We start from the raw sequence: 26234 nt of genomic DNA, 5'->3' as shown, positions 1-26234 counted from the left end.
TGTTGTGCAGAGACATAATCAGGGATAAAGTTTGTACAGAAAAAACTGTACAAAACTGACGCGCTAATATCTTTATAATACTACAATTTACTCAATATAAGGACGCAACCTTTCGTTTTATCAGTTCTTTTCATCATGCTACTATGAGAAAGGTGTAAAAAAAGGAGGTTGCTGTGATGGACGTTGAAGAGAAACTGGAGCAAGCCAGAGCCAGGTTTACGAACGAAATAGCGAACAATATCAGCTTGTATGATCTCCCTGCTTCAATCGGCAGACTGTACGGGGCTATCTTTTTTTCAGAAGATCCGGTTACGCTTGATGAACTGAGCCGTAAGACCGGTATGAGCAAAACGAGCATGAGTACGGGCGTCCGGACGCTGGCAGATGCGAATATGATTGAAAAAACATGGCGTAAAGGGGTGCGAAAGGATTTATATCAAACCGATCCAGATTGGTATAAATCGTTCTCGACTGTTTTTATTAAACGGTGGAGCGAGGCGTCTGAGCTGAATTTAAAGGCGCTGCGAACCGCGAAAGCAGAGCTCGAAGAAGTCCAACAAAAAGCAGGCGAAACTCTTGCCGAACGTGCACAAACCGATATTGACAAGCTCGAATCAGCTGAAGCATACTATGAGTGGCTTCAGGAAGTGATTTCTTTATTTGAGACCGACAAAATTTACGAGCTGGTACCGAAAAAAGAAGTGCCGGCGAAAGACATAGAAAAACCATTCGTCCGTAAAGGATGAATGGTTTTTCTATGTCTGATTTCTTATAATCCGGAATTATTCCCGGCACCGAGCTGGTATCTGATACAATAAGCATGTGAAACGTATGGAGATTGTTTCACATACAAATGACAGGCCGGAATGTCGACTGTCATGAATCGGGTTTCTTCATAATGAGAAAGATCCCGTAAACGCATACATAAATTCGTAAACAGGTTGTAACACTATCAGCGCGTAAGCGACTAACTAGATGACACAGGGAGGGAATATTGTGAGGGAGGAGTTTGAACGGCTTTACACGACCTACCACCAGCAATTATTCCAGTATTTATTTTACTTGGTCCGAAGCCGGGAAACGGCCGAAGAACTGGTTCAGGAAGTTTATATTAAAGTACTGCATTCCTTTGAAACGTTTGAGGGCAAAAGCAGTGAGAAAACATGGCTCTACTCCATCGCAAAGCATGTTGCGATTGACTGGATACGCAGACAATCCCGAAAAAAGCGCAAATTCGAAGGCAAGGAATACGAATGGAGCGAACGGGAGTTTGAAATCGAGGACAAGCAGCCGCTCCCTGATCAAATTGTTGAGCAGCAGGAAGAGATTCAGCAGGTGTATCAGATGCTTGAAAAATGTACAAAGGATCAACAGCAGGTGATCGTTCTCCGCTACGTGCAATCCCTGTCGATCGCCGAGAGTGCAGAAATTCTTGGATGGTCGGAAAGCAAGGTGAAAACGACGCAGCACCGCGCGATCAAAGCACTGCAGAAGCATTTGAAGGCACATGAAGATGTACAGGATGGAAAGGAGGAAATGCAGTGAGCAGAAGGAAATGGTCAGAGGATGATATTGAAAAAACACTGACAAAGCTTCCGAAGATTGAAGACCGACGCTCCAAGGACGAGCTGTTCCAGGCGGTAGAAAAGCAGCGCGGCGGAAGAATGCCGTCCAGGATGGAGCAGCGGAAGCGGCAGTGGTTTTTTCCGGCCATGGCTTCGGCAGCCGCCGTTCTTCTCGTAGTTCTCATGATCCCTTCATTCATGAACAGCGGCATGTTCATGAGCGGAGACGATATGAACTCCGCTGAACAGAACAACATGTCGACCATGAGTGAATCGGATTTGCAAACCAACTCAGAAGAACAGGCTGCAGATGACGAGAGCACCAATGATGCAGGCAACGACTCTTCCAATACAAGCTCCCCGAACGATGGAGCAGAGGAAGAGAGCGCTGACATACAGGTGAACGAGGAAGAGGAAGCTGCGGACAATGAACCGGTGAACACGTCTCCGGGAGAGGCAGATCTAAGCGGCAATATTTTAAATAATGAGGAAAATAACGGGAACGGCATGCAGGAAGCACAGATCGATTACACGTATGAAGAAGAAAGCACAACCTATGTAACAGCAGCGTTGGAAGAAGAGGATGGCTCACTGGTCACGCTTACCCCTGAGAGCGGTTCAGGTCTCACAAAAGCAGAGGCTGTGACAGAAGCGTTGGCAGCCAGCGATCCGACAGAAGAAGATGGTGTTTTCAGCATGCTGGAGTCCATTGAACTTCATCAGCCGGAAGAGGGGGCGGTCAGTCTTTATTTTGAGGAGGGAACCGATTTCTCCAGCCTGTCAAGCGCCCAGACAGACTACGCGCTTGAAGTGCTGCAGGAAGTCCTGTCTATTCATCAAATTAACCAGGTATACTTCTTCGAAGGAGAAGACCCGCTGGAATTTGGTCCAGTTGGTGAGACAAATGTAGGTCTCTCCCTGATGAATCGTGGATTTTACCAGGTTGACGGCAATCTCGTCAGTGCCCGGCAGGCAGGAGCTCCGATGACCAATGGAGCAGGAGAACCGTTGACGTTTGATGAAACAGTCGAGGAGATGGCGAACTCAGAAGATGAGAGCTTTTCATCGGTTGTGCCAGAGGAAGTGGAGATCAGCGACATTCGTTATGAAGATGAAACGGCGTTTGTATTTTTTAGTGACGACGGCGCATCGGAAGAAGAATTCGAGCTGTTTCAGCAGGCTGTTGAATTGACTGCGAAATATTTTACACTCGACACGATGCAGTTGGTGAATAATGAAGAAGAAGAAGTGACAGTGATTCCGCTGCAGCTGCCGGAGGCAAGCAGCGAAGAACAGCAGGCGAATGATTCGGACAATGAACTTTCCGAAAACGATGAAACAGGAAATGAAGAAGAGTCTGACGATCCGGCAAACACTGAAGAAAATGGTAGTGAGAACATCAACACCAACAGCAATGAAGAAGATGATGAAGAAACGACCACCGGCAATGAAGAAAATGAGAATGAAAACGAAGAGGAAGACGAGAACGAGAATAACGACAACGCTTAGCTGGTAAGCCGCCCAAATCGGGCGGCTTTTTCAGAGTGTTGATAAAGTCATTTTAAGTGAATAACGTTGCACCTGCCTGCATCTGCGGACCCTCGCTTTCCGGAGGGAACGGCCTCAGCTAACCGCTTCTTCCTTTCGTCAGAAGCGCTGGATCTTCGCCTCGTTCTGATCCTCTCGGAGTCGAGTTTCCTCCGATTTAGCAGCTGGCTGTCCGGTTAAAACCCTGATGATGATTCACACGAGCTTGTTCCATATAAAGGGAACCTTTCGTTAGGCAGCGCTTCGATGTCGAATCGGGATGAACGTCAACGTATCCACCCAAAAAAGCCGCAGCGTTCAGCGATTGAGACGTTTTTCTCCATCAAACAAATCCATTTTCCCTTTGTGTCCGGCGGGGACGCCTGTGGAATTAGCGCAGCCTGAAGATCCTTTCTCAGGGGTTGCCCTGAGAAATAGCTGAAGGCAAGCCCACGGCAAGCTTCCGCCGGTAAACAGAGGGGAAAGTCAATCAATCGAATAAACATGTAAACAAATTGACTTTATCAACAGCCTGGGAAAGCCGCCCAAATCGGGCGGCTTTTTCAGGTGGTTGACAACGTCATTCGGATTTAACCGTTTAGTCATTTCTATGCATTCTTTCTTCCCTTATCCAGCCAGCTATGGGCCTGCCTTCAGCTCCTTTTCAGTGTGACCCCTTTCTGCAGGGAGAATGGCACGAGAGGAGGGCGCGGCTTCACTCGGACACAGGCTTCTCACGAGAAGCCTTCAAGAGCTAGTCCGGCTCCGCTCGCGCTTGTCATGCCGTTCAAGTTCGAACGGCTATGAGGCTTCACCCGAGCAACGTTCCAAACGGCATTGAATCTATTACTGCGATATGCATCGGCTGTTCCGGCGATTGCAGGGCCGGATCAGCTGGATGTGAATTCGGACAGATCAGAACGGGAACGTTATAATAGAGGCAGAATGGAAGCAGACAGGGAGTGGCACAAATGCCGGAGCAAAAGCGATTTACGTGGCGCGAATTTTATGACTTAATACGAATGACAAAGCCGCCGGTATGGATTTTGGCTGCTGCGCTGATCCTGAGCTTATTTGAAACCGCGGTCGGTCTTCTCATCCCACTGTTTACGCAGCAAATTGTCGATTCAGTGACCGCAGGCGGACTGGAAACGGGGACAATTGTGCTGTTTTTGAGTTTATTTCTGCTTCAGGCTGTGGGGACCGGAGTATCGATGTACCTGCTCACCTATACAGGTGAACACATTGTGCGGGAGCTGCGAAGCCGTATCTGGCGGCATATTCTCCGTCTGCCCGTATCTTATTTTGATCACGTACAGAGCGGGGAGACGGTCAGCCGTTTGATTAATGATACCGGGATTGTGAAAGGTCTGATTACGAGACACCTTGTATCAGCGGTCACAGGGGTGCTCTCCATGACAGGAGCCGTCATGATTCTGCTTTGGCTGGACTGGCAGATGACGCTGGTTATGCTGACAGCTGTGCCGGTGATGCTGTTTATTATTATTCCGCTCGGCAGGAAAATGTACCGGATTTCCAAATCACTTCAGCAGGAGATGGCCTCTTATACGGCTGTGCTCAGCACCGTCCTTTCTGAAATAAGGCTTGTAAAGATGTATACAGCTGAAAAACACGAAAGACAGCGTGGGGAATCGCGCACGAAAGAGCTGTTTCGCTACGGGTTAAAGGAAGCAAAAGTGCTGGCAGTTCTGCATCCGCTCATGACGCTCGCTATGATGTTGATGCTAGTGTTTATCATCGGCTTCGGAGGAGTGAGAGTGGCAGCTGGAGCGCTTACGGCCGGTGAATTGGTCGCGTTTATTTTATACTTATTTATGATCATTGTGCCTGTCAGCCAGTTCTCATCATTTTTTGCCGAGCTGCAAAAAGCAGCTGGAGCGACAGAGCGGATCCGCGGTCTTTTGGATGAGACTGAAGAGCCGGAGTCAGCTGAGCGCCAGCCTCCGACTGTCCTGCAGCCGCTGACGATGGAGCAAGTATCCTTTTCCTACGAACAGGATCAGGTATTAACCGATGTTTCTTTTGAGGTTCCGGCAGGCAGTGTGACAGCAGTGGTAGGACCGAGCGGGGCTGGAAAGACGACGCTGTTTTCCTTAATTGAACGGTTTTACGAGCCCGGCGCGGGTTCGATTCGCTACGGAACCGACCCGGTTGCTTCGTACCCGCTCCGGTTATGGAGACGCAAGATCGGTTACGTATCGCAGGAAAGTCCGCTGCTGGCTGGAACTGTGCGTCAAAACCTAATGTATGGTCTATCAGAAGAACCGCCGGAGTATCGTTTTTGGGATGTGCTTGAAGCAGCGAATGCCTCGTCTTTCGTACAGGAGCTTCCCAATAAGCTCGATACAGAAGTAGGAGAGAGGGGAATCCGTTTGTCAGGGGGACAAAAGCAGCGAATTGCGATTGCCCGAGCCCTGCTGCGCGATCCGGAAGTACTGCTGCTGGACGAAGCCACTGCGAGCCTGGACAGCCAGTCGGAAAAGCAAGTGCAGGAAGCGCTTGATATTCTGATGAATGGCAGAACGACGATCATCATTGCACATCGTTTCTCAACAATCGCAGGAGCGGATCAAATCATTGTGATGGAAAACGGGCGGGTAACAGGGAGAGGGAGCCACCGGACGCTGTACGACAGCCACTCTCTGTACCGAAAGCTTGCGGACCATCAGCTGTCCGCTGTATCAGAACGATAAATCTGCAGCTTTTTCAGCCGGTATTGCAGACTTTGTCTGCTCATGCCAAGTATATTTGCAGCGCGGGTGACATTTCCATTCGTGCGGCGGAGTGTTTCTTTTAAATAGGTGCGCTCGCTGTCTTCGAGGTGCTCCTTCAGCGGCTTTTGTTCGAAAGCAGCCGGCTCTGAAGCGCGGATATCTTCCTTCAGCATTCGCAGCTTCATGTGGCCAGGCAGGTGATGTGGCTCGATGCTGCCTGCATGATGAATAATATTCATGGCACCTTCGATGACATGCTCGAGCTCACGTACATTGCCCGGCCACTCATAGTCGTTGAAAAGAGCTTCTGTTTCCTTTGAAAGGCCGGCGACGTTCAGCTGAAACCGCTCGTTAAACAGCGATATAAAGAAATTGCTTAAAAGCGGAATGTCCCGTGGCCGTTCCCGGAGCGGCGGAACCGCTAAGGAAACAACGCTCAGCCGGTAATACAAATCAGGCCGGAGCCGGCCCTGCTGCATGGCAGTAAGGGGGTCTTCATTTAAAACAGCAATAATCCGCACGTCGACTGGGACATCTTTCGTACCGCCAAGCCTGCGCACGGTTTTTTCCTGAATGACACGCAGAAGCTTTGCCTGCATCGGTTTCGATAAGGAATTGACCTCATCCAGGAGCAGTGTACCGCCTGCTGCCTGCTCGAACAAGCCCGTTTGTCCGGATGCACCTGTAAACGCGCCTTTCACCGATCCGAACAAAATGCCTTCTATCAGTGATTCCGGCAGGGCAGCGCAGTTTTGAGCGATAAATGGACCGGCTGCCCGAGGACTTTCCGAGTGGATGCTTTGGGCGAAAAGCTCTTTCCCGGTGCCTGTTTCTCCATACAGCAGCACTGCCGAAGCAGTGCGCGACGCCTGTCTGGCCCGCTGTACCGTTTCCTTTAATTGAATACTTTCTCCAACAATCCGCTCAAATGTAAAACGCAGATTATCCTGCCGTTTCCGGCGGGTCATTCTCTCCAGCTTTGTGATATCCTCTGCAATTTCAACTGCACCAGCCCGCACACCGTCAACCTCAATTGGAAAAATATCGTTAACCGTCGTAATTTCCTTTCCTTTAAAAGTGAAGTAGGTTTGTCTCTCGCTGCGGAAAGAGCGGCCGTGCTTTAAAGCTTGGAGCAGTCGGCTGTCTTCCTCGGATGCAAAGAGAAAGATATCCATTATATTTTTGCGGAGCACTTCGTCTTTGTCCATTCCTTCAATTTGGGACATTTTTTCATTGTAGATCAGCGATTGGCCATTACGGTCTACAATGTGTATTCCTGCATCAAGCTTGTCGATCAGTTGTTTGTAAACAGCCGGCATTTCAGGCAGCATCGTCATTCCTCCATTAGTGAACGCTTCCTCCTCATCTTATAAGGCAACAGCGCTTGAATGCAAAAATAATTTTCGTAGAGGTGCAAATTATGATGGCACCGCAAAATAAATGAAGCGTGGTTTCGTTGAAAAGGCTTACAGGTCAAGTGTTTTATTATTGGCATTGTTCTTGCATTACCGAAACAGTGCGGCGGTCAATGGTTGAAAAGCCGAAGCAGCGGGAAAAGAAATGTACTGGCATTTGTCCAGCAGCGCATGTCCTGCCGTACCAACGAGAAGAAAGGGGATGACCTTCCTGATGATTACACGTAATATTTTTCTTTTTCTGGCCCAGAATGATTTTGTGAAAAACCGGGCAGAAAAATGGGGACCTAAATTCGGAGCGAAATCCGTTATAGCTGGAGAAACGATTGATGAGGCAATGGAAACAGCCCGAAAACTAAATGAAAAAGGATTGTCCGTCACAGTGGATCATCTTGGCGAATTTGTCTACAACAAAGACGAAGCAATGGATGCTGCTGATTACTGCGTGCGGACACTGAACGCAATGGCAGAAGCAGGGGTCGACTGTAATCTTTCTTTGAAGCTGACGCAGCTGGGACTTGATATTGATAAAGAACTTTGCTTATCAAACATGCGGACCATTTTGGACACGGCGAAACAGCATCAAAATTTTGTGCGGATTGACATGGAAGACTATTCACACCTGGATCCGACGCTGGAGGTGCTTCAGGAGCTCCGCCGCGACTATGATAATGTCGGGACTGCTATACAGGCCTACTTATTCCGTTCTGAAAAAGACATTGACGATTTGAAGGGGATGAACCTTCGACTGATTAAAGGGGCGTATAATGAGCCGCCTGAAGTGGCGTATCAAAAAGCAGAAGACGTATATGCCAATTACATGAACATTATTAAGCGCCATATGCTGAATGGAAGCTATGCAGCAGTCGCTACGCATGACCATAATATCATTGCAGAAGTAAAGCAGTTTGCGGAAGAGAACAATATCAGCCGGGATCGATTTGAATTCCAGATGCTCTACGGCTTCCGGACTGAGATGCAGGAGCAGATTGCTGCTGAAGGATACAAAATGCGCGTGTACGTGCCGTTCGGCAACGACTGGTACGGATATTTCATGCGCCGTCTTGCTGAACGCCCGCAAAACATCACGTTTGCCGTGCGCGGCCTGCTCTCCAAATAAACGAATAAGAGGAGCCGCTTCCCGAAGCGGCTCCTCTCCTCTGCCGCCTTCCAGAGCTGCACGACACATAACCGCTGCCTTGCAGCATAAAATACATCATCAAATGGAGTGAATTGAATTGAAGCAAAAAATTACAATTGTTGGAGTACCGATGGACTTAGGACAAATGCGCCGCGGCGTGGATATGGGACCGAGTGTTATCCGTTATGCAGGCGTGGTGGAACGCCTTGAATCACTTGGATATGAAGTGGAAGACCGGGGAGATATTCAAATCGGCCGTCCTTCCCGTCTTGACGTTAAAAACGATCAGAACTTGAAGGACTTGGACGTTGTCGTAAAAGCGAATCAAATGCTCGCAGATGAAGTGATGGATATCGTTTCTGAAGGGGCATTTCCCCTGATTTTAGGAGGCGATCACAGCATTGCCATCGGCTCACTTGCCGGCACAGCGAAGGATAAAGAGAACCTCGGAGTTATCTGGTACGATGCCCACGGCGATCTGAACACCGGCGAAACCTCGCCCTCCGGCAATATTCACGGTATGCCGCTTGCCGCGAGCATCGGGCTCGGTCACGAGAACCTGACCTCAATCGGGGGATTCAGCCCGAAGGTAAAGCCGGAAAATATCGTCATTATCGGTGCCCGTTCTCTCGATGAAGGCGAGAGGGTGCTGATCAAGGAACGTGGCATCCATGTGTATACGATGCACGAAATTGACCGTCTCGGCATGTCAAAGGTCATGGAAGAAGCGACAGACATAGTTACGAAGAATACAGACGGTGTGCATCTGAGCCTGGACCTTGATGCGCTTGATCCAAACGATGCACCAGGTGTCGGCACGCCGGTGATCGGTGGACCTACATACCGGGAGACGCATCTTGCAATGGAAATTCTTGCAGAAAAAAACATCATTACATCTGCTGAGTTTGTTGAAGTTAACCCGATTCTGGATGTGAAAAATCAGACAGCAGAAGCTGCAGTCGCGTTGATTGGCTCTCTCTTTGGAGAAAAGCTTCTCTAAACCTATACAGAATACAACTGGACTGATCCGGGAGGCTGCGCTGACGTGCAGCCTCCCATTTTGCAGACAAGAATAAACCGGGAATGAGAATGAAGCAGACACCGTCAGAAAGTTGTGAACAGTTTGAGACAACTGCCGCTGCAGGTTGACCGGGAAATTTGAGGTGTGCTATACTTCAGTAGAAATGAAAATCATTCTCAGTTAGATTATAATGATTCTAAATAAGCAAGATAGACAGGTCGTCGGCGTGCTTCGGAAATTCTGCAACTGAGAGCGTACAGGGGGAAATGGCATGAGCTTAATTCAGCTTGATAACATCACGAAATCATTTTCAACTACCGGGCGTCCGGCAGTAGATGGTCTCAGCCTGAAAATTAAAGAAGGCGAGATTGTATCTCTGCTTGGGCCGAGCGGATGTGGTAAGACGACTACATTGCGTATGATCGCTGGGTTCGAGAATCCGACATCCGGAACGATTCGAATCGATGGCGCCTCGATTGTGTCAGAATCTAATTCACTCCCGCCGGAAAAGCGCGGAATTGGCATGGTATTTCAGGATTATGCGCTTTTCCCTCATATGACGATTGCTAAAAATGTCATGTTTGGACTCAATAAGTGGAAGAGCCGTGAGAAGAAAAAGCGTGTGAAGGAAGTACTGGATCTTGTTGGACTGGAAGAGTACGCAGATCGATTCCCATCGCAGCTTTCAGGCGGTCAGCAGCAGCGCGTGGCTCTCGCCAGGGCACTGGCGCCAAAACCGCACGTTGTTCTGATGGACGAGCCGTTCAGTAATCTGGATGCCGGACTTCGGGAAAAGATGCGGTTTGATGTTACGAATATTCTGCGCAGAGCGAATACGACAGCGATTATAGTGACGCATGATCAGAAGGACGCATTTGCCGTTTCTGACCGTGTCGTTGTCATGAACGAAGGCGTGATTCAGCAGATTGCAGCGCCGAAGGAAATGTACCGCTGTCCGAAAAACTGTTTCGTCGCCCAGTTCGTAGGAAAAACGAATTTGCTGACCGGCAGAATGGATCAGGATCTGAAAAGCATTCATACCCATATCGGCCGCGTCTCACTTCCGGAAGAGTCGCAGGAGCAGCTGGAAAAAGTAACGCTTTCCATCCGTCCAGAGGGATGTATGCTGTCTGAACAAGGCGCCTACTGTGGTCGCGTTGACAGAGTTACGTACGGCGGTGAATATCAGGAGCTGCACGTCCGGCTGCATCAGGAGCAGGATTTGACAGCGGCACCGATGATTATCTATGCGCCGGTTGAACAGGATGTAGAAGTCGGAACGCTTGTTTCTTTCGATATTAAGCCGGAGCTGGTTGCGCTGGTTGAGTAGATAAGAAGAGAAAACGTCGCAGCTGCGGCGTTTTTTTATTGGCTTTGTTAAAGGGCGACAATCTTTTTAACAATGTACAACAATTAAACAAAAACTCATTGACAATGATTCTCATTGTCGGTAGAATGAGAACTGAAATAAATGATAATCATTTTCAATTAAGCATTGAAGGAGTGGAAGGTGTTTATGAAGGTTCATTACAAGGTGTTAACAATTTCTCTGTTATCTGCTGGACTGCTTGCAGCGTGCGGCGCAGAGAATGAAGGTAATAACGGGAACGAAGGAAACAACGAAGCTGCTAACAATCATGCAGCTGAGAATAACGAGACTGCTGACGACGAAGCAAATGAAGCAGGTGATGAGGAAGCTGCTGAAGAGCTGGACGGCGAACTGGTCGTATATTCCTCCCGAAATGAAATCTTCGTAGACGCGCTTCTTGATAAATTTGAAGAAGAAACCGGTGTTGAAGTGCTTGCGCTTCACGAAGTAGAGCCGCTTCAGCTTCAGGAAGAGGCAGGCAATGTACAGGCAGATATCTTTATATCCAACGATGTTGGAGCGATGGAATACTTAAACCAGCAGGATCTGCTGGCACCGTCTGAGCCGGAAAATGTCGACACGATTGATGAACAGTTTCGTGCGGAGAACAACGAGTGGGTTGCCCTTTCGACACGTGCCCGCGGGTTTATTTATAACAAAGATATGATTGAAGAAGAGGATGTGCCACAGCGTATGGAGGATCTGCTGGATGACTCCTATGCTGATGTAGAAGGCGGCTATGCGATCACGCGCGGCGGAAACGGCGGCATGATCGGGAACGTTTCTGCCCTTCGCTACGAGTGGGGCGATGAGGACACACAGGAATGGATCGAGTCTATTCAGGAAAATGCCGCTGGTATTTTTGAAGGGCACGGCGATATCCGCCGCGCGGTTGGAGAAGGAACTCACGCGTTTGGCCTTGTCAACAACTACTACTACCATCAGCAGCTGGAAGAGCCACAAGATAACAACGTTGGCTTTGTCTATGCAGACCAGGGTGACGACGAGATGGGCGCTATCGTGAACGCTGCCGGAGCTGGAATGGTAGCAGGCGGACCGAATCAGGAAAATGCAGAAGCGTTTATGGATTGGGTGCTTGAAGAAGAAAATCAGCTGGCGTTTGTCGGTGAATCATTGGAAGTACCAATCAATCCAGAGCTGGAACCTCCATTTGAAGAAGCGGTCCCATTCTCTGAGCTGCACGTTCAGGATATGCCGCTGCGAGAGCTTGGCGACTACTTTGAAGATACCCGTCAGCTCATTGAAGACGCTGGACTCGATCTCGAGCTTCGCTGATTTCAAGCGTCAAACTGAACCGCGTTTCGGAGGTTTTTACTTCCGGAGCGCGGTTTTTTCTGTCGGTGAGCAGACGGTTTGTGTGGCAGAACACGCGTAATTATGATTGAATAGAGAAGGAGAAAAAGTCAGGTAAACGAAGTCAGGAGAATGTTTGTATGTCGAATCATACTGAGGAGAGCGGGGTAAACAGTAGGCTGACTGCCTTGCAGAAACTGCAGCGTCAGTGGCGCCATATGTGGAATGGGAATCCGCCGGGTTTTGTGCTGCTGTTGATCGGAACTATCACGGGTCTGCTCATGTCCGTTCCTCTTGTATATGTGATTGTCCGGTCTCTTTCCGCAGGGGCACACAGCTGGGCCCGTCTCATCGGGGGGCGTATACCGGGCCTCCTTTGGAACACGCTTTCTCTGACCGTAGCTGTTACCGTGATGGCGGTCGTAATCGGTGTGTCGCTCGCCTGGATCGTGATTCGTACAGACGTGCCGGGCCGAAAAGTCTGGCAGTGGCTGCTCGCGATTCCACTCGTGATCCCGCCTTATGTAGGAGCTGTAACATACATTATTGTATTCGGTCCAAGCGGCTGGATGCGCGATTTTTGGAACGACAGCTTTTTGTCTGTATTAGGGACGTATTCGCTGAATGTTTATTCATTCTGGGGCGTGTTTTTCGTGATGACGATGTTCACGTACCCCTACGTGTTTCTTATAGCAAGCGCGTCTCTGCGAAAAATGAACCGGAATTTTGAAGAGGTCGCGCGTTCACAGGGGATGACCACCTCCCAAGTGTTCTGGAAGGTGAATTTGCCTCTCCTGCGTCCGGCTATCGGCGCAGGAGCAATTCTGATTTCACTGTATGTACTTTCCGATTTTGGTGCCATTGCCATGATGCGCTACGTTACATTCACAGCTGCCATTTATTATCAGAGAGCAGGCTTTGATATTCCATCTGCGGCTGTGCTTAGCCTGGTACTGATCGTACTTACGGTGATCATCCTTTGGCTGGAAGCATTTTCACGGAGACGAAACAAGTTCTATCAAACTTCAAACACGTATCGTCCGCCAGAAATTTTGAAGCTCGGCCGGTGGAAGCCATTCGCTTTTCTGTACGTTATCTTTATTTTTTCACTTGCTGTGCTGATGCCGATTTATGTGCTCGTGCACTGGACAGTTGTCGGTGCGGGGGCGGGTGTCATTGATGCCAGCTTCTTTGAATATGCGTTGAACAGTGTGCAGGTTTCCGGGTTGGCGGCCCTCCTTTGCATGGTGTTGGCTCTGCCGCTGATCTATTTGAAATCTAGACACCCCTCCGTCATCTCGTCCGGAATTGACAAACTCAGCTATACAGGCTACGCCTTGCCGGGGGTAATTGTGGCGCTCGGTATGGTGTTTGTGTTTAACAACCATCTTCCGGCTTTGTATAATACGTTCTATATGATCGCGATCGCTTTCGTCGTCCGCTTTCTGCCGCAGGCGATGCAGGCCGGGGAGGCTTCCTTGTCGCTTGTATCACCCAGAATGGACGAAGCTGCCAGAAGCCTCGGCTATCCTGCTTGGAAGGTTATGTTGAAGGTCACGCTTCCTTCCATTCTTCCGGGGATTCTTGCGGGTGGAGCGCTCGTGTTCGTAAGTTCAATCAAAGAGCTTCCGGCAACGCTGATGCTTCGGCCTCCAGGATTTGATACGCTTGCTGTGCGTGTTTACTACGAGGCATCAGAAGCGCTTTATGCGCAAGCCGCGCCGGGCGCGCTCCTCATTGTTCTCGTTTCGATTCTGCCGCTGCACTACCTGCTGAAGCGGTATTAAAAAGATACGCGTGAGACCCAGACTTCGGTCTGGGTCTTTTCAAAGTGTGGATAAAGTCATTTTAAGTGAATAACGTTGCACCTGCCTACATCTACGGACACTCGCTTTCCGGAGGGAACGGCTTCAGCTAACCGCTCCCTCCTGCTGTCCGCCGGATCTTCGCCTCGTTCGGATCCTCCTGGAGTCGAGATCCTCCAATTTGGCAGCTGCCAGTCCGGTTGAAACGCCTGGTGATGATTCGCACGTGCTTGTTCCAAATGGGTGGAACCTTTATATAGGCAACACTTCGATGTCGAATAAGGATTACCAGTGCTTTCACGTATGTACCATGGAACAGTCGTATCTACCGATCGGAACGTTTTTCTCCAACAAACAAATCCATTTTCCCTTCGTGTCCGGCGGGGACGTGGAATCCGCGAAGCCTGAAGATTCCGTGCCGCTCAGATCTGCGAACGGCATCCATGCACGAGCGGAGCCGGACTGGGTCTTGAAGGCTTCTTGTAAGAAGCCTGTGTCCGAGTGAAGCCGTGCCTTTCTTCCCTTCATACGGGATCACCCTGAGAAATAGCTGAAGGCCAGCCCAAGGCAGGCTCGCTTAACAGAGGGGAAATACAATCAATCGAATAACCATGTAAACAAATTGACTTTATCAACAGCCTGGTAAGACCCAGACTTCGGTCTGGGTCTTTTTAGAGGCTGCAACCCCCTCGCATAAACGAAAAAAAGAGCGCCGGCTTAGGCGCTCTTTCAATGCCGTTATGAAAAGAAAAACGTATCAACAAGGTAGAAAAACAGAATCATGGCTGCGGCACCGCCGCCGATATACAGCCATTTCTTTTTCTTAAACGCTTCTTTCTTTTTCCAGCGGTCCGGATCAAATCCGATCTCATCTGGATCGTGAACCTCGCGCTGCCGGAAGTAATCAGCGCTTGTCACTCGGGAGAGAACGATTGGGCCAAGCAGAGCTCCGGAAATAAGGCCGAAGATGTGCGCGATAATGTTAATATTCGGATTCACAAACGTCATCACGACCCCAATCCCTGTGATCACAAGAATCGTCTGGGCATTCATGTGAGAGATAAGGTCTTTACGGAGAAGTACCATGTAGACGTACAGTCCAAACAGTCCGAATACTGCACCGGACGCACCAAGGTGAGCGGTGACAGGGCTGCCAATAAACAAGTACACGATATTGGCAAGTATTCCCGTGCCGAGATAAATAAACAGAAATTTCGGTCCGCCAAGCAGGCGCTCCAGCGCTGGCCCGAATAAGAACAGTGCGAACGAGTTAAATCCGACGTGCAGCAGCGAAGCGTGCAAAAAAATCGGAGTCACAAGCCGCCACCATTCACCAGCCCAAATAGCGGGGTTAAAGCCAATTCCAAGAAGATAAATTTCCTGCCCGCCCAAAAATGTAAACAGACCGGTCCAAATATAGAAAAACACATTAATCGAGAGTAAAATCGAGATCATTGGATAGGAACGAATATACTCCCCGAAGCTTTCATTGCGCAGAAACATAGCATCCCGCCTTTAATATAGAAGAAATACGCCCTTTTCAGTGGCGGGCAGCATACGATACAATACAATGCAGTGCTGCCTTTATATGCTAAGCTTATCACAGGAAAGCCCTGCAGTTCACCGAAAAGAGCCCGGGAGGAAAGTGGATGATTACAGGAACGGGGATCGACATCATTGAGCTCGACCGAATCGAAAAAGCAGGTGTCAGATTGGCACGGCGTGTCCTGACAGAGCAGGAGCTTGTAAGGTATAACGAACTGACTGGACGCAGACAAGTCGAATATCTCGCCGGCAGGTTCGCTGCCAAAGAAGCATACGCAAAGGCGAGAGGGTCCGGAATTGGTTCCTCATTATCCTTTCAGGATATGGAAACAGGGTATGAAGCAGGGGGGCGCCCAACGCTGAACGCTGCTGAAGAACAAGGTATTGTGCACGTATCGATCTCACATTCACGAACCTTTGCGTGTGCGCATGTTGTCATCGAAACAGTCCACTCCCAGTGAAAACGAATACAATCGTTAGAAAATTTACACAAAAAGATGTGTAAATTCGCTAAAACGGTTTTGCATTGGCTTTTGTCAAGTGTTATGATTGTTGTGGATAACTTAATGGAAAATGGTTTGTGGGGGTGCCCGGTGACGATGGAAGTGAAGAAAAACGTAACCGTGAGTCTGCCTGAGCAGCTAGTTCAAGAACTCGACGCTTTAACTGGAGGGGATCGCTTGGAACGTAATGACGTAATTCAGCGCGCAGCGAAACTGTATGTACAGGAGCAGGAGCAGAAGAAAGAGCACATCCGAGAGTCGATGGAGCAAGGGTATATGGAAATGGCAAAAATCAACCTCAATATTGCAACGGAGTCCTTTTTAGCTGAAGAGGAGGCTGAAAGCACGCTGGACCGCCTAGTTAGCGGGGTGTAGCGGCGTTGATTGTAAAACGTGGTGACGTATATTTCGCGGATTTATCCCCCGTGGTCGGATCCGAGCAGGGTGGAGTAAGACCGGTACTCATTATCCAGAACGATATAGGAAACCGATTCAGTCCAACCGTGATCGTTGCTGCGATAACCGCGCAGATCCAGAAAGCAAAACTTCCGACGCATGTTGAAATTGACGCTGACAAGTATGGTTTTGATCGTGATTCCGTCATTTTACTGGAGCAGATCAGAACGATTGACAAACAGCGGCTGACGGATAAAATCACGCAGCTGGATGAAGACATGATGGTAAAAGTGAATGAGGGATTGAATATCAGCATTGGCCTTATTGACTTTTAGGTATCATTTATACGATTTTATTTCAGTAAAACCGGGTGCAGGTGTTGCATCCGGTTTTACTGTCCCCGGATGCCGACGTTGTACTGTTAAAGACTGTTCCCGTTTCGTAAGGAGCTAAACCGGTAATCCGATAGAGCCACAATTCTATAGAAAATTTTTGATCAGCGACTGTTTGGAACGTTTGCAAATGCGCAGAATCAGTGGAATAATGAACATATAACTTTGTCGCCAAGAGTGGAGGAAGCAGCAGATATGAAAGGAAATGTACGACAGGCTATACTAGACAACCAACAGGATATAACCGAAGAGTGGGGCAGCCGAATTGAACAATTTCGGCAGGATGAGGCTCTCCAGAACGTTTCTTCAGCTGTATATGAGAGCACGAGCCGGGATTTCGTACAGAAGCTGATCATCACGATCCAGCAAAACGATGTGAGCGGCCGAGATTTAAACCAATTTGTAGAGCGGCTGATTCAAATGGGCTGGCCGCTTAACTTCATTACAAGAGGCTTGCAGGAATTCCGAAAGTCTGCGGTGAAAGTAATAGCAGACCATGATGGGGAAATCAAAGACCAGCTTGAACTATTTCAGGAAATTGAAAGCTGGGTGGACGATGTCGTGGATCAGCTGGTTAACCAGTATTCCGGGTCGTGGGAAAACACAGTGTTTTTGCAGAAGATGGCATTAAAAGAACTGTCAGCTCCCCTTATTCCCGTATTTGATAAGATCAGCGTCATGCCGCTCGTAGGGACGATTGACACCGAGCGGGCGAAGCTGATCATGGAAAACCTTCTTGACGGGGTAATTGAGCACCGTTCGCAGGTGGTTCTGATTGATATTACCGGTGTGCCTGTAGTGGATACGATGGTGGCTCATCATATTATCCAGGCATCTGAAGCAGTGCGCCTTGTCGGAGCGACGTGCATCCTTGTCGGTATCCGCCCTGAAATCGCCCAGACGATCGTCAATCTGGGAATTGATCTGGGCAAATTCCCAACTAAAAGCACGCTTAAAAAAGGTATCGAAACAGCGCTTGGCATGACAAAGCGCGAGATTGTTGAACTTGAAGGATAGGGGGACCTCATTTTGCGAATTCCTATATTAAAGCTTCATGATTACCTGCTTATTTCCGTGCAGGTGGAGCTGGATGACCAGACAGCACTTCAATTTCAGGAAGATGTTCTGGAAAAAATTCATGAAGAAGGGTCACGTGGCGTTGTAATCGATTTAACGTCCGTTGATATGATCGATTCATTTATCGCAAAGGTACTTGGTGATGTGGTGGATATGTCCAACTTGATGGGAGCAAAAGTGGTGCTGACTGGAATTCAGCCTGCTGTTGCTATCACGTTGATCGATATGGGCATTGTTCTGGATGAAGTTCCGACTGCATTGGACCTTGAGCAGGGGCTGGAAAGACTCCAGCTCGAATTGGAGGGGTGAAACATGCAAGTTCAGACCCATGTCGATATTAACAGTGAATGGGGGATCGTGGCAGCCAGGCAGGCCGGGCGAAAGCTCGCGCGCGAAATCGGCTTCGGCTCCGTTGATCAGGCACGTATAACCACAGCCATCTCAGAGCTTGCACGTAATATTTATTTGTACGCAGATCAAGGTCAGATAAAAATCGAAGAAGTAGCGGAAGGCGGTAAACGGGGCATGAAAATAATTGCCTCCGATCAAGGTCCCGGAATCAAGGATCTTCGCCGCGTCATGGAAGACGGGTTTACGACGTCGGGTGGACTTGGAGCAGGTCTTCCGGGAGTGAAGCGTCTGATGGATGATTTTGCTATTGAATCTGAGCTTAATCAAGGTACTGTCATTACGGCAGTGAAATGGCTTCGATAACATAGACAGATAAGCAGGGGGTGCAGGCTGAGTGGAGGATATGCAGGTTTCGATGTATCGATTATACAAAGATATGCTGACGAGCTACCTGCGTGATAAAAGTGAAACCGCCCTGTATCACGCTCAACAGTTCAGCAAACAAATGATGGAGCAGGATATGTCTCCGGAAGAAACGGTCAGCCTCCATTTGTCCGTGTTTCAGGAATTGGCTGAAGACCTGCCGGAAGAAGTGACAGATTCATTTGACCTTCTTCTGGAGGTCATGATTGGATACGGACTTGCGTACCGGGAGCACCAAAGCCTCCGCGATCGACAGCAGGAGCTGGAATCAGAGCTGAATGTTGCTGCTCAGATGCAGCGAACGCTTCTGCCGGACAAGCAGATTAAAACGGATGAAATTGATTTTGGTGTGATCAGCGTGCCCGCAGGGAAGATGAGCGGAGATTATTATCATTACGATGAGGACACTGTAGGAAACTTTGCTGTCGCAGTCGCTGATGTCATCGGCAAAGGGGTACCTGCGGCAATGTCGATGTCGATGATAAAATACGCGATGGACACGCTGACGGACAAGCAGACCGAACCGGCCGGTGTTCTGGAAAGCCTTAACCGAGTAGTAGAACGGAACATTGACGAGGACATGTTTATTACCATGATGTACGGTGTTTACTATCCGGACAGCCATCAGTTTCATTTTGCAAGCGCCGGGCATGAGCCGGGCTTTTTCTATCGTTCAGCAGAAGAGTCGTTTGAGAGTTTGGAGGCGAAAGGTCTCGTGCTTGGGGTATCTCCAAAAGTTCGATACGAAGAGCGCGGCTTCCGCCTGGATCCGGGCGACTTTATTGTGTTTTTATCCGATGGTGTAACCGAAAGCCGTGTCGACGGCGAGTTCATAGAACGGGATACGGTTGTCAGCATGATAAAAGAAAGACTTCATCTCAGTGCTCAAGAAATTGTTAACGAATTGTTTGAAGAGCTTGAAAAAGCACAGGAATTCCAGCTTCGGGATGATTTTACGTTAATGATTTTAAGAAGGAAGTTTTAAGGAACTGCCCTCCGGGTAAAGAGATTAAGATAATGCATAATATTCAGGAGGGGAAAAGATGAACTTAGATATCCAGGTTTCCGACTACGAAAGCAAAAGTGTTGCACAAGTTTCAGGAGAGGTTGATGTTTACACGGCTGCGAAGCTGAAGGAAACGATCACACCGCTTGCGGAGCAGGAGGACAAGCGGCTGATTATTGACCTTTCCGGAGTGGATTATATAGACAGTACAGGACTGGGGATCTTCATCGGGGCGCTGAAGGCAAGTGAGAAGGCAGGTACGTCATTAACACTGACCGGATTGAATGCACGAGTGAAGCGTCTGTTTGAAATCACCGGCCTGCATGAGGTCATTGATATCGACCACGCGAAGAGGGAGGAAGCATAAGCATGGCCCATCAGTCTGAACTTATCGAAATGAAGGTACCGGCGAGGCCAGAATATGTCGGCGTTGTGCGTCTAACTGTGTCTGGAATAGCGAACAGACTTGGCTATTCCTACGATGACATCGAAGATATTAAAATTGCAATCGCAGAAGCGTGTACCAACGTGGTTAATCACGCTTACCCTGAGCAGACCGAGCATGCGAGCATGCATGTCAGCTTTGCTATTTTTGAGAACCGCCTTGAGCTTGTGGTGGCTGATAAAGGCGGCGCTGTTGATATCGAAGAATTAAACCGCGGCCGCGGTCCGATCACGAAAGACCAGCCCGTTGAGGACCTTAAGGAAGGAGGGCTGGGGCTGTTTCTGATTGAGACCCTGATGGATGAAGTGGAAATCCGCAGTGAAGACGGTGTCATGATAATCATGACAAAGTTCCTTCAAAGAGATGAGGTGGATAGCGATGTCGACAGAACCTCAGAAGAACCAACAAAACACCAGTGAAGCGAAGCAGAAAATTCTCGATAAGATTGCAGAATTTCAGGAAACGAACGATGATGAACTGCAGACAGAGCTCGTTCTCGAATTTGAGAGCCTCGTCCATGCACTTGCCCGGAAATTTTCCCGGGGACAGCGGCACGATGAAGATTTAACGCAAGTAGGGATGATCGGGCTTCTTGCGGCACTGCGCCGGTTTGATCCATCATTTGGCCGCAGCTTCGAATCCTTTGCGGTGCCGACGATTGTTGGAGAAATTAAGCGCTTCATCCGTGATAAAACATGGAGTGTTCACGTACCTAGAAGAATTAAGGAACTGGGACCGAAAATTAAAGGCGCTGTTGAAGATTTGACGACGACACTTCAACGTTCCCCGAGTGTTCATGAAATAGCAGACCATCTCGGTGTTTCGGAGGAAGAAGTACTGGAAACGATGGAGATGGGCAAAAGCTACCAGGCTTTATCAGTCGACCGCTCTATTGAAGCAGACGACGAAGGGAGTGCTGTTACGCTGCTCGATCTGGTTGGTCAGGACGAGGGCGGCTACGAAAAAACAGATCAGCAGCTCCTGCTTGAAAAAGCGTTTGCTGTATTAACGGACCGGGAAAAGCAAATTTTACAGCTTACGTATTTCGATAATCTCAGTCAAAAGGAAACCGGTGAGAAGCTCGGCATTTCTCAGATGCATGTGTCCAGACTTCAGCGCCGGGCTTTGCAAAAACTGAGAGAGTCAATCCGCATAGAAGCAACGGAGGCTTTTTAAATGATTGAACACCTTCATCTGGATGATTCGGACATAAGCGTTTACCATACAGCAAAAGGGAACAACTGGTGTTCCGGCGACAGTTTTTTCGGTACAAGCCGGGACGGAACAGTGACCTGTGCATTGGCAGACGGTCTGGGAAGCGGCGAAGAGGCAATGCATGCCTCCAAGCTTGCAATGGAAGTGATCGAGTCAAATCCGGATGAAGCGTTGGAGCGGCTGATTCAGTTGTGCAATGACAGAATGTGGGGCACGCGCGGTGTTGTCCTTTCCATTTTGCGAATTGATGTTCAAAACCGCCGGTGTGAATACATTAATATGGGTAATATTTCCTGTCATTTTTATCATCCAGACGGAGATATGATTCGGCCGGTCCCAAAACGAGGCTATCTTTCAGGCAGGAAAGTAAAGCTTCGCACACAGTCTTGGGAATACCGTCCGGGCATGGTGTTTACGATGTACTCGGATGGCTTCCCTCAGGATCCGTTATCCGATCGGCTGTTCTCAGCAAACGATACGCCAGAAGCGATTATGGACCGACTGTCTGATTTATTCGAGCACGTAGATGATGATGCAACCGTCATGATTGGGAAAGCGTACGTATAGGAGTTCGAGGCTGTCTTTCGTCAAGAAGGATAGCTTTTTTTGTGTTCTAAAGTGCCGCGGCGAGCACGTAAATCTTTCTGGAGAATGTCGAGGCTGTCTGAAGGAAGAGTCTGCAAATGTTATAATCAGAAACGGAAAGGGGAATGATGATGGATCAAACGATTGTAAAGCACGTACATACGGAAACAAACCTTCCGATTGCGAAAGTGGAAACCGTGCTGAAGCTTGCGGAAGAGGGAAATACGGTACCGTTCATCGCCAGGTATCGAAAAGAAATGACGGGCGGAATGGATGAAGAGGAAATTCGCAGCGTTCTCTCTATTTGGGAATACGCTGTTTCACTTGCGAAACGAAAAGAAGAAGTCCAGCGATTAATTGAAGAGCAGGGAAAGTGGACAGAGGAACTCGCAAATAATCTGCAGCAGGCAAAAAAGCTGCAGGAGGTAGAAGACCTCTATCGACCGTACAAACAGAAAAAACGAACTCGGGCATCAACTGCAAAGGAGCAAGGTCTGGAGCCGTTAGCGCAGTGGCTGCAAAGCTGTTCGGCCGGCGATCCATTGGAACAGGCATCGGCGTATGTATCAGAATCGGTCGAGACAGCAGAGGATGCACTACAAGGTGCAAGGGATATCATTGCCGAATTTGCAGCGGATGACCCTTCCGTGCGGCGGTACGTCAGACATCAAGTATGGAAGAGAGGCAGTTTGAAGGTTGAAAAAAAGGCGAAGGCGGAGGATGAAAAAGAAGTGTTCGCCCTTTATTATGACTATGAGGAGAAAATAAGCCGAATGGTGCCTCACCGGACCCTGGCTGTAAACCGTGGAGAAAAAGAGAGCGTCCTGCGAGTAAAAGTGATCCCACCGGCAGAGGAGATCGAAAAGTGGGCTGTTAATCGAATGGTAAGACGCACTGTCCCGGCTGCAGAGCAGCTTCAAGCAGCGATAGAGGACAGCCTGAAACGACTTATCTATCCTGCAGTAGAACGGGAAATCCGCGGTGAGCTGTCAGATAAAGCAGAAATGCATGCCATTGAAGTTTTTTCAACAAACCTTCGTCAACTGCTCCTGCAGCCTCCGTTGAAAGGACACGTCGTGTTAGGAGTGGACCCGGCATACAGAACTGGGTGTAAACTGGCAGTAGTGGACGAGACCGGGATGCTCCTGGAAACAGGTGTTGTCTATCCGACAGCGCCGCACCATCAGACGAAAAAAGCAGAAGCTGAAGTCACCCGTATGATCAGTCGCTACGGTGTAACGATGATTGCTGTCGGAAACGGCACGGCATCACGGGAAACAGAGCAGTTTATCGCTGAAGTCATTCAACGGCAGCGAGCGGATATTTATTATTTAATTGTCAATGAAGCTGGTGCGAGCGTGTACTCGGCTTCAAAAACAGCGAAAGAAGAATTTCCGAAGCTTCAGGTAGAAGAACGGAGTGCAGTGTCGATTGCGCGCCGTCTTCAAGACCCGCTGGCAGAACTTGTGAAAATCGACCCGAAGTCTGTCGGTGTCGGCCAGTATCAGCACGATGTGACCCAATCTAAGCTGTCAGACAGCCTTACTTTCGTAGTGGAAACGGTCGTAAACAGAGTCGGGGTTAATGTCAATACGGCGTCTGCTTCGCTGCTTGCGTATGTTTCCGGCTTATCACCGGCTGTGGCCGGCAACATTGTCCGGCACCGTGAATCGGAGGGGCGATTTCAGAAACGGACCGATTTAAAAAAGGTACCCCGGCTCGGAGCGAAAACGTACGAGCAAAGTATCGGATTTCTGCGCATTCCTGATGGAAAGGAGCCGTTGGATGCGACATCGATCCACCCAGAAAGCTATAAAGAAGCAGGGGCATTGTTAAAGCAGCTGTCATTAAATGCTTCAGAGATCGGATCAGACAAGGCTTCGGAAGCGGTGAAGCAGCTGAATCATCAGAAAGCAGCAGACTCGCTTCGTATCGGTCTGCCTACATTAGAGGATATTCTGGATGCCTTCCGCAGGCCGGGCCGCGATCCTCGCGAAGAAGTAGCGAAGCCGTTGCTGAAACAGGATGTTTTGTCGATGGAGGATTTATATGAAGGATTGGAGCTGGAGGGGACCGTCCGAAACGTGGTTGATTTCGGTGCGTTTGTAGATATCGGTGTTAAGCAGGATGGTCTCGTTCATATTTCCAAGCTTGCCGATCGTTTCGTCAAACATCCGATGGACGTAGTAGCTGTAGGTGACGTAGTAACAGTCTGGATTGATGGAGTTGATGTACAAAAGGGGCGTATCTCCCTTACGATGAAACGTCCCTCATAACGAATAAAAGGGAAAGGAGCTGTCTGTTTAGGGCAGCTTTTTTACTGGGTGAACTTGATTGTCGGTTAGGCTGCCTAACAGTCACTATGTAATGGATTCTCGTCCAGTAAACGGATTTGAAACGGCTTCGTGCGACCGAATAAAAGAGTCAGTAGAGGAGTAGGCTGCTACATGATATGATAGAAACTATGAAGGCACACAGCAGGAGGATGACGTTGACGAATGAAGAGCTGCAGCTGCTGATTAAGCAGATTTCAATCGACTGTTTTGGAAAGCCATTCAGACACCGTGCCGTCTTTAATAAGAGGCTTCGCACGACCGGAGGAAGGTACGCGCTCCATTCACATACTATTGAGATAAACCCAAAGCACATGGAGCATTATGGAGAAAATGAACTGATCAGCATTATTAAGCATGAGCTGTGCCATTATCATCTCCACCTCGAAGGGCGAGGATATCAGCATCGTGATGCTGATTTTAAAGCGCTGCTTCAAAAAGTGGGGGGAGCGCGGCATTGCAAATCGATTCCCGGAGCGAAACAAACCTCTTCGATTATTCACGTTTATGAATGTGCCTCGTGCCGGTTTCAATATCCGCGCAGACGAAGGATGAATACCGAAAAATACGTGTGCGGCAAATGCCGTGGAGTGTTGAAAAAAATCGAAGAAAAAAAGTTGCAGAAATCGTTGACGTCCTTAAAAGGGATGTGATACATTATAAAAGTCGCCGAAAGGGCAGGCGCTAAAAGCGCTTTAAACCCCGCAGCGGCACGGAAAAACTTTTGAAAATATATTGACATAACATTTTCCCTGATGTTAAGATATTACTTGTCTCCCAAAGAGAGGGACACACTATTCCACAGTAGCTCAGTGGTAGAGCAATCGGCTGTTAACCGATGGGTCGTAGGTTCGAATCCTACCTGTGGAGCCATCAAGGAGAAGTACTCAAGTGGCTGAAGAGGCGCCCCTGCTAAGGGTGTAGGTCGCGCAAGCGGCGCGAGGGTTCAAATCCCTCCTTCTCCGCCAGCATTTAGGCCCGTTGGTCAAGTGGTTAAGACACCGCCCTTTCACGGCGGTAACACGGGTTCGAATCCCGTACGGGTCACCATACTTACTTTATCTCAATCAGACAACTTGTCTGTTTTTGGAGGATTAGCTCAGTTGGGAGAGCACCTGCCTTACAAGCAGGGGGTCGGCAGTTCGAGCCTGTCATCCTCCACCATCGACACTTTATAAGGTCCCGTGGTGTAGCGGTTAACATGCCTGCCTGTCACGCAGGAGATCGCGGGTTCGATTCCCGTCGGGACCGCCATTTAATTTCATATAGAAATAAGCAACAATTTTTAGTCATGCGGGTGTGGCGGAACTGGCAGACGCGCTAGATTTAGGATCTAGTGTCTTCGGGCGTGGGGGTTCGACTCCCTCCACCCGCACCATGATTATTACAAGCTTGCGGTTGTGGCGGAATGGCAGACGCGCTAGGTTGAGGGCCTAGTGGGGTAACACCCGTGGAGGTTCGACTCCTCTCAACCGCACCATTTTTATTTTAATGAGTGAAACGGGAAGTAGCTCAGCTTGGCAGAGCACTTGGTTTGGGACCAAGGGGTCGCAGGTTCAAATCCTGTCTTCCCGACCATCTTTGACTCTGCACAAACTTTATATTCTTTCATCTACATGCGGGTGTAGTTTAGTGGTAAAACCTCAGCCTTCCAAGCTGATGATGTGGGTTCGATTCCCATCACCCGCTCCATTTTTATGCCTGTAATCATGGCGGGGGCCTGTAGCTCAGCTGGTTAGAGCGCACGCCTGATAAGCGTGAGGTCGGTGGTTCGAGTCCACTCAGGCCCACCATTGACTTGATTACTTGCAGCGGCCTTTGAAAACTAAACAAAAGACAAGAAGAAGGAAAGAGAATGAATCATTCTCTGTCAATTTTTGAAATACAGGAATCTTTAGCCAGATTCCGTTCTGACCGACCGGGAAACCGGGAGGACAGCTTTGATCAGGCTACTCTTTCATGGAGAGTTTGATCCTGGCTCAGGACGAACGCTGGCGGCGTGCCTAATACATGCAAGTCGAGCGCAGGAAACCGGCGGAACCCTTCGGGGGGAAGCCGGTGGAATGAGCGG

The 26234-nt window shown here is 49.0% G+C and carries 24 protein-coding genes, 10 tRNA genes and 1 rRNA gene; 33 read left to right on the top strand and 2 right to left on the bottom strand.

Annotation, left to right across the window (positions count from 1 at the left end):
• Positions 1-176: 176 nt before the first annotated feature.
• The 4 genes from ACSZLD_RS06425 (at position 177) to ACSZLD_RS06410 (ending at position 5806) form a co-directional block, all read left to right on the top strand.
• On the top strand, positions 177-746 hold the full coding sequence (locus ACSZLD_RS06425; protein ID WP_444684649.1) for a GbsR/MarR family transcriptional regulator: 570 nt from the start codon (positions 177-179) through the stop codon (positions 744-746).
• A 250-nt stretch (positions 747-996) separates the two neighbouring features.
• Positions 997-1545: an RNA polymerase sigma factor SigX gene (sigX, locus tag ACSZLD_RS06420; RefSeq protein WP_377908847.1), complete on the top strand. Its 549-nt coding sequence runs from the start codon at positions 997-999 to the stop codon at positions 1543-1545.
• Entirely contained in the window at positions 1542-3074 is a 1533-nt protein-coding gene (locus ACSZLD_RS06415; RefSeq protein ID WP_377908848.1) for a hypothetical protein, read from the top strand. The genes sigX and ACSZLD_RS06415 overlap by 4 nt, the downstream gene beginning before the upstream one ends.
• Before the next feature lie 989 nt (positions 3075-4063).
• Positions 4064-5806 (top strand): ABC transporter ATP-binding protein, encoded by a 1743-nt coding sequence (locus ACSZLD_RS06410; protein WP_377908849.1) that lies wholly within the window; start codon positions 4064-4066, stop codon positions 5804-5806.
• On the opposite strand, the gene ACSZLD_RS06405 is transcribed toward ACSZLD_RS06410, so the two are convergent.
• Positions 5779-7158, bottom strand: coding sequence for a sigma-54 interaction domain-containing protein (locus ACSZLD_RS06405; protein WP_444684648.1), 1380 nt, complete (start codon positions 7156-7158; stop codon positions 5779-5781). The genes ACSZLD_RS06410 and ACSZLD_RS06405 overlap by 28 nt on opposite strands.
• A 298-nt stretch (positions 7159-7456) precedes the next feature.
• Here ACSZLD_RS06405 and ACSZLD_RS06400 point away from each other — a divergent pair, with 298 nt between their 5' ends.
• The 5 genes from ACSZLD_RS06400 (at position 7457) to ACSZLD_RS06380 (ending at position 13874) form a co-directional block, all read left to right on the top strand.
• Positions 7457-8362 carry a proline dehydrogenase family protein gene (locus tag ACSZLD_RS06400; RefSeq protein ID WP_377908851.1) on the top strand — a complete coding sequence of 302 codons (906 nt, stop codon included), beginning with the start codon at positions 7457-7459 and terminating at the stop codon, positions 8360-8362.
• 151 nt (positions 8363-8513) lie between these two features.
• Positions 8514-9383, top strand: coding sequence for an arginase (rocF, locus tag ACSZLD_RS06395; protein WP_377908864.1), 870 nt, complete (start codon positions 8514-8516; stop codon positions 9381-9383).
• 292 nt (positions 9384-9675) lie between these two features.
• On the top strand, positions 9676-10734 hold the full coding sequence (locus ACSZLD_RS06390) for an ABC transporter ATP-binding protein (RefSeq protein ID WP_444684647.1): 1059 nt from the start codon (positions 9676-9678) through the stop codon (positions 10732-10734).
• Between the two features lie 186 nt (positions 10735-10920).
• Positions 10921-12069 carry an extracellular solute-binding protein gene (locus tag ACSZLD_RS06385; protein ID WP_444684646.1) on the top strand — a complete coding sequence of 383 codons (1149 nt, stop codon included), beginning with the start codon at positions 10921-10923 and terminating at the stop codon, positions 12067-12069.
• A gap of 158 nt (positions 12070-12227) precedes the next feature.
• Positions 12228-13874 carry an ABC transporter permease gene (locus ACSZLD_RS06380; RefSeq protein WP_444684645.1) on the top strand — a complete coding sequence of 549 codons (1647 nt, stop codon included), beginning with the start codon at positions 12228-12230 and terminating at the stop codon, positions 13872-13874.
• 756 nt (positions 13875-14630) lie between these two features.
• On the opposite strand, the gene ACSZLD_RS06375 is transcribed toward ACSZLD_RS06380, so the two are convergent.
• The gene (locus ACSZLD_RS06375; protein WP_444684644.1) at positions 14631-15395 is read right to left on the bottom strand and encodes a rhomboid family intramembrane serine protease; all 765 of its coding nucleotides are present in this window, start codon (positions 15393-15395) and stop codon (positions 14631-14633) included.
• Positions 15396-15541: 146 nt separating this feature from the next.
• Here ACSZLD_RS06375 and acpS point away from each other — a divergent pair, with 146 nt between their 5' ends.
• The 24 genes from acpS to ACSZLD_RS06255 all read left to right on the top strand — a co-directional run.
• A complete protein-coding gene (gene acpS / locus ACSZLD_RS06370; protein ID WP_377909174.1) occupies positions 15542-15898 on the top strand; it encodes a holo-ACP synthase in 357 nt (118 codons plus the stop codon).
• 138 nt (positions 15899-16036) lie between these two features.
• Positions 16037-16315 carry an antitoxin gene (locus tag ACSZLD_RS06365; protein ID WP_377909178.1) on the top strand — a complete coding sequence of 93 codons (279 nt, stop codon included), beginning with the start codon at positions 16037-16039 and terminating at the stop codon, positions 16313-16315.
• Between the two features lie 5 nt (positions 16316-16320).
• Positions 16321-16671 (top strand): type II toxin-antitoxin system PemK/MazF family toxin, encoded by a 351-nt coding sequence (locus tag ACSZLD_RS06360; RefSeq protein ID WP_168008445.1) that lies wholly within the window; start codon positions 16321-16323, stop codon positions 16669-16671.
• 252 nt (positions 16672-16923) lie between these two features.
• On the top strand, positions 16924-17745 hold the full coding sequence (rsbRA, locus tag ACSZLD_RS06355) for an RsbT co-antagonist protein RsbRA (RefSeq protein WP_377909173.1): 822 nt from the start codon (positions 16924-16926) through the stop codon (positions 17743-17745).
• 12 nt (positions 17746-17757) lie between these two features.
• Complete coding sequence (locus ACSZLD_RS06350) at positions 17758-18114, top strand: STAS domain-containing protein (protein ID WP_168008441.1); 357 nt, start codon at positions 17758-17760, stop codon at positions 18112-18114.
• 3 nt (positions 18115-18117) lie between these two features.
• Entirely contained in the window at positions 18118-18519 is a 402-nt protein-coding gene (locus ACSZLD_RS06345; protein WP_377909172.1) for an anti-sigma regulatory factor, read from the top strand.
• Positions 18520-18559: 40 nt separating this feature from the next.
• On the top strand, positions 18560-19564 hold the full coding sequence (locus ACSZLD_RS06340; RefSeq protein WP_377909177.1) for a PP2C family protein-serine/threonine phosphatase: 1005 nt from the start codon (positions 18560-18562) through the stop codon (positions 19562-19564).
• A 58-nt stretch (positions 19565-19622) separates the two neighbouring features.
• Positions 19623-19952 carry an STAS domain-containing protein gene (locus ACSZLD_RS06335; protein WP_377909171.1) on the top strand — a complete coding sequence of 110 codons (330 nt, stop codon included), beginning with the start codon at positions 19623-19625 and terminating at the stop codon, positions 19950-19952.
• A 2-nt stretch (positions 19953-19954) separates the two neighbouring features.
• Positions 19955-20449, top strand: a complete 495-nt coding sequence (rsbW, locus tag ACSZLD_RS06330; protein ID WP_377909170.1) for an anti-sigma B factor RsbW — start codon at positions 19955-19957, stop codon at positions 20447-20449.
• Complete coding sequence (sigB, locus tag ACSZLD_RS06325; RefSeq protein WP_168008433.1) at positions 20409-21206, top strand: RNA polymerase sigma factor SigB; 798 nt, start codon at positions 20409-20411, stop codon at positions 21204-21206. Before rsbW ends, sigB begins: the two co-directional genes overlap by 41 nt.
• The gene (locus ACSZLD_RS06320) at positions 21207-21812 is read left to right on the top strand and encodes a SpoIIE family protein phosphatase (RefSeq protein WP_377909169.1); all 606 of its coding nucleotides are present in this window, start codon (positions 21207-21209) and stop codon (positions 21810-21812) included.
• Positions 21813-21955: 143 nt separating this feature from the next.
• Entirely contained in the window at positions 21956-24106 is a 2151-nt protein-coding gene (locus ACSZLD_RS06315; RefSeq protein WP_377909168.1) for a Tex family protein, read from the top strand.
• A gap of 215 nt (positions 24107-24321) precedes the next feature.
• Positions 24322-24816, top strand: coding sequence for a SprT family protein (locus tag ACSZLD_RS06310; RefSeq protein WP_377909176.1), 495 nt, complete (start codon positions 24322-24324; stop codon positions 24814-24816).
• Between the two features lie 145 nt (positions 24817-24961).
• Positions 24962-25036 (top strand) — tRNA-Asn (locus ACSZLD_RS06305).
• A gap of 4 nt (positions 25037-25040) precedes the next feature.
• Positions 25041-25131: transfer RNA gene (locus ACSZLD_RS06300), tRNA-Ser, on the top strand.
• Positions 25132-25138: 7 nt separating this feature from the next.
• A tRNA-Glu gene (locus ACSZLD_RS06295) sits at positions 25139-25213 on the top strand.
• A gap of 38 nt (positions 25214-25251) precedes the next feature.
• A tRNA-Val gene (locus ACSZLD_RS06290) sits at positions 25252-25327 on the top strand.
• A 14-nt stretch (positions 25328-25341) separates the two neighbouring features.
• Positions 25342-25417, top strand: a tRNA-Asp gene (locus ACSZLD_RS06285).
• A 39-nt stretch (positions 25418-25456) separates the two neighbouring features.
• Positions 25457-25541 (top strand) — tRNA-Leu (locus tag ACSZLD_RS06280).
• Between the two features lie 16 nt (positions 25542-25557).
• Positions 25558-25643, top strand: a tRNA-Leu gene (locus ACSZLD_RS06275).
• 21 nt (positions 25644-25664) lie between these two features.
• A tRNA-Pro gene (locus ACSZLD_RS06270) sits at positions 25665-25741 on the top strand.
• Positions 25742-25781: 40 nt separating this feature from the next.
• Positions 25782-25855: transfer RNA gene (locus ACSZLD_RS06265), tRNA-Gly, on the top strand.
• 24 nt (positions 25856-25879) lie between these two features.
• A tRNA-Ile gene (locus ACSZLD_RS06260) sits at positions 25880-25956 on the top strand.
• 163 nt (positions 25957-26119) lie between these two features.
• A 16S ribosomal RNA gene (locus ACSZLD_RS06255) occupies positions 26120-26234 on the top strand; the annotation flags it as partial.

The organism is Alkalicoccus luteus (assembly GCF_052061695.1).
Lineage (GTDB): Bacteria > Bacillota > Bacilli > Bacillales > Salisediminibacteriaceae > Alkalicoccus > Alkalicoccus luteus.
The sequence above is the reverse complement of the archived record's forward strand: the minus strand, read 5'-3'. Positions and strand labels throughout refer to the sequence as shown.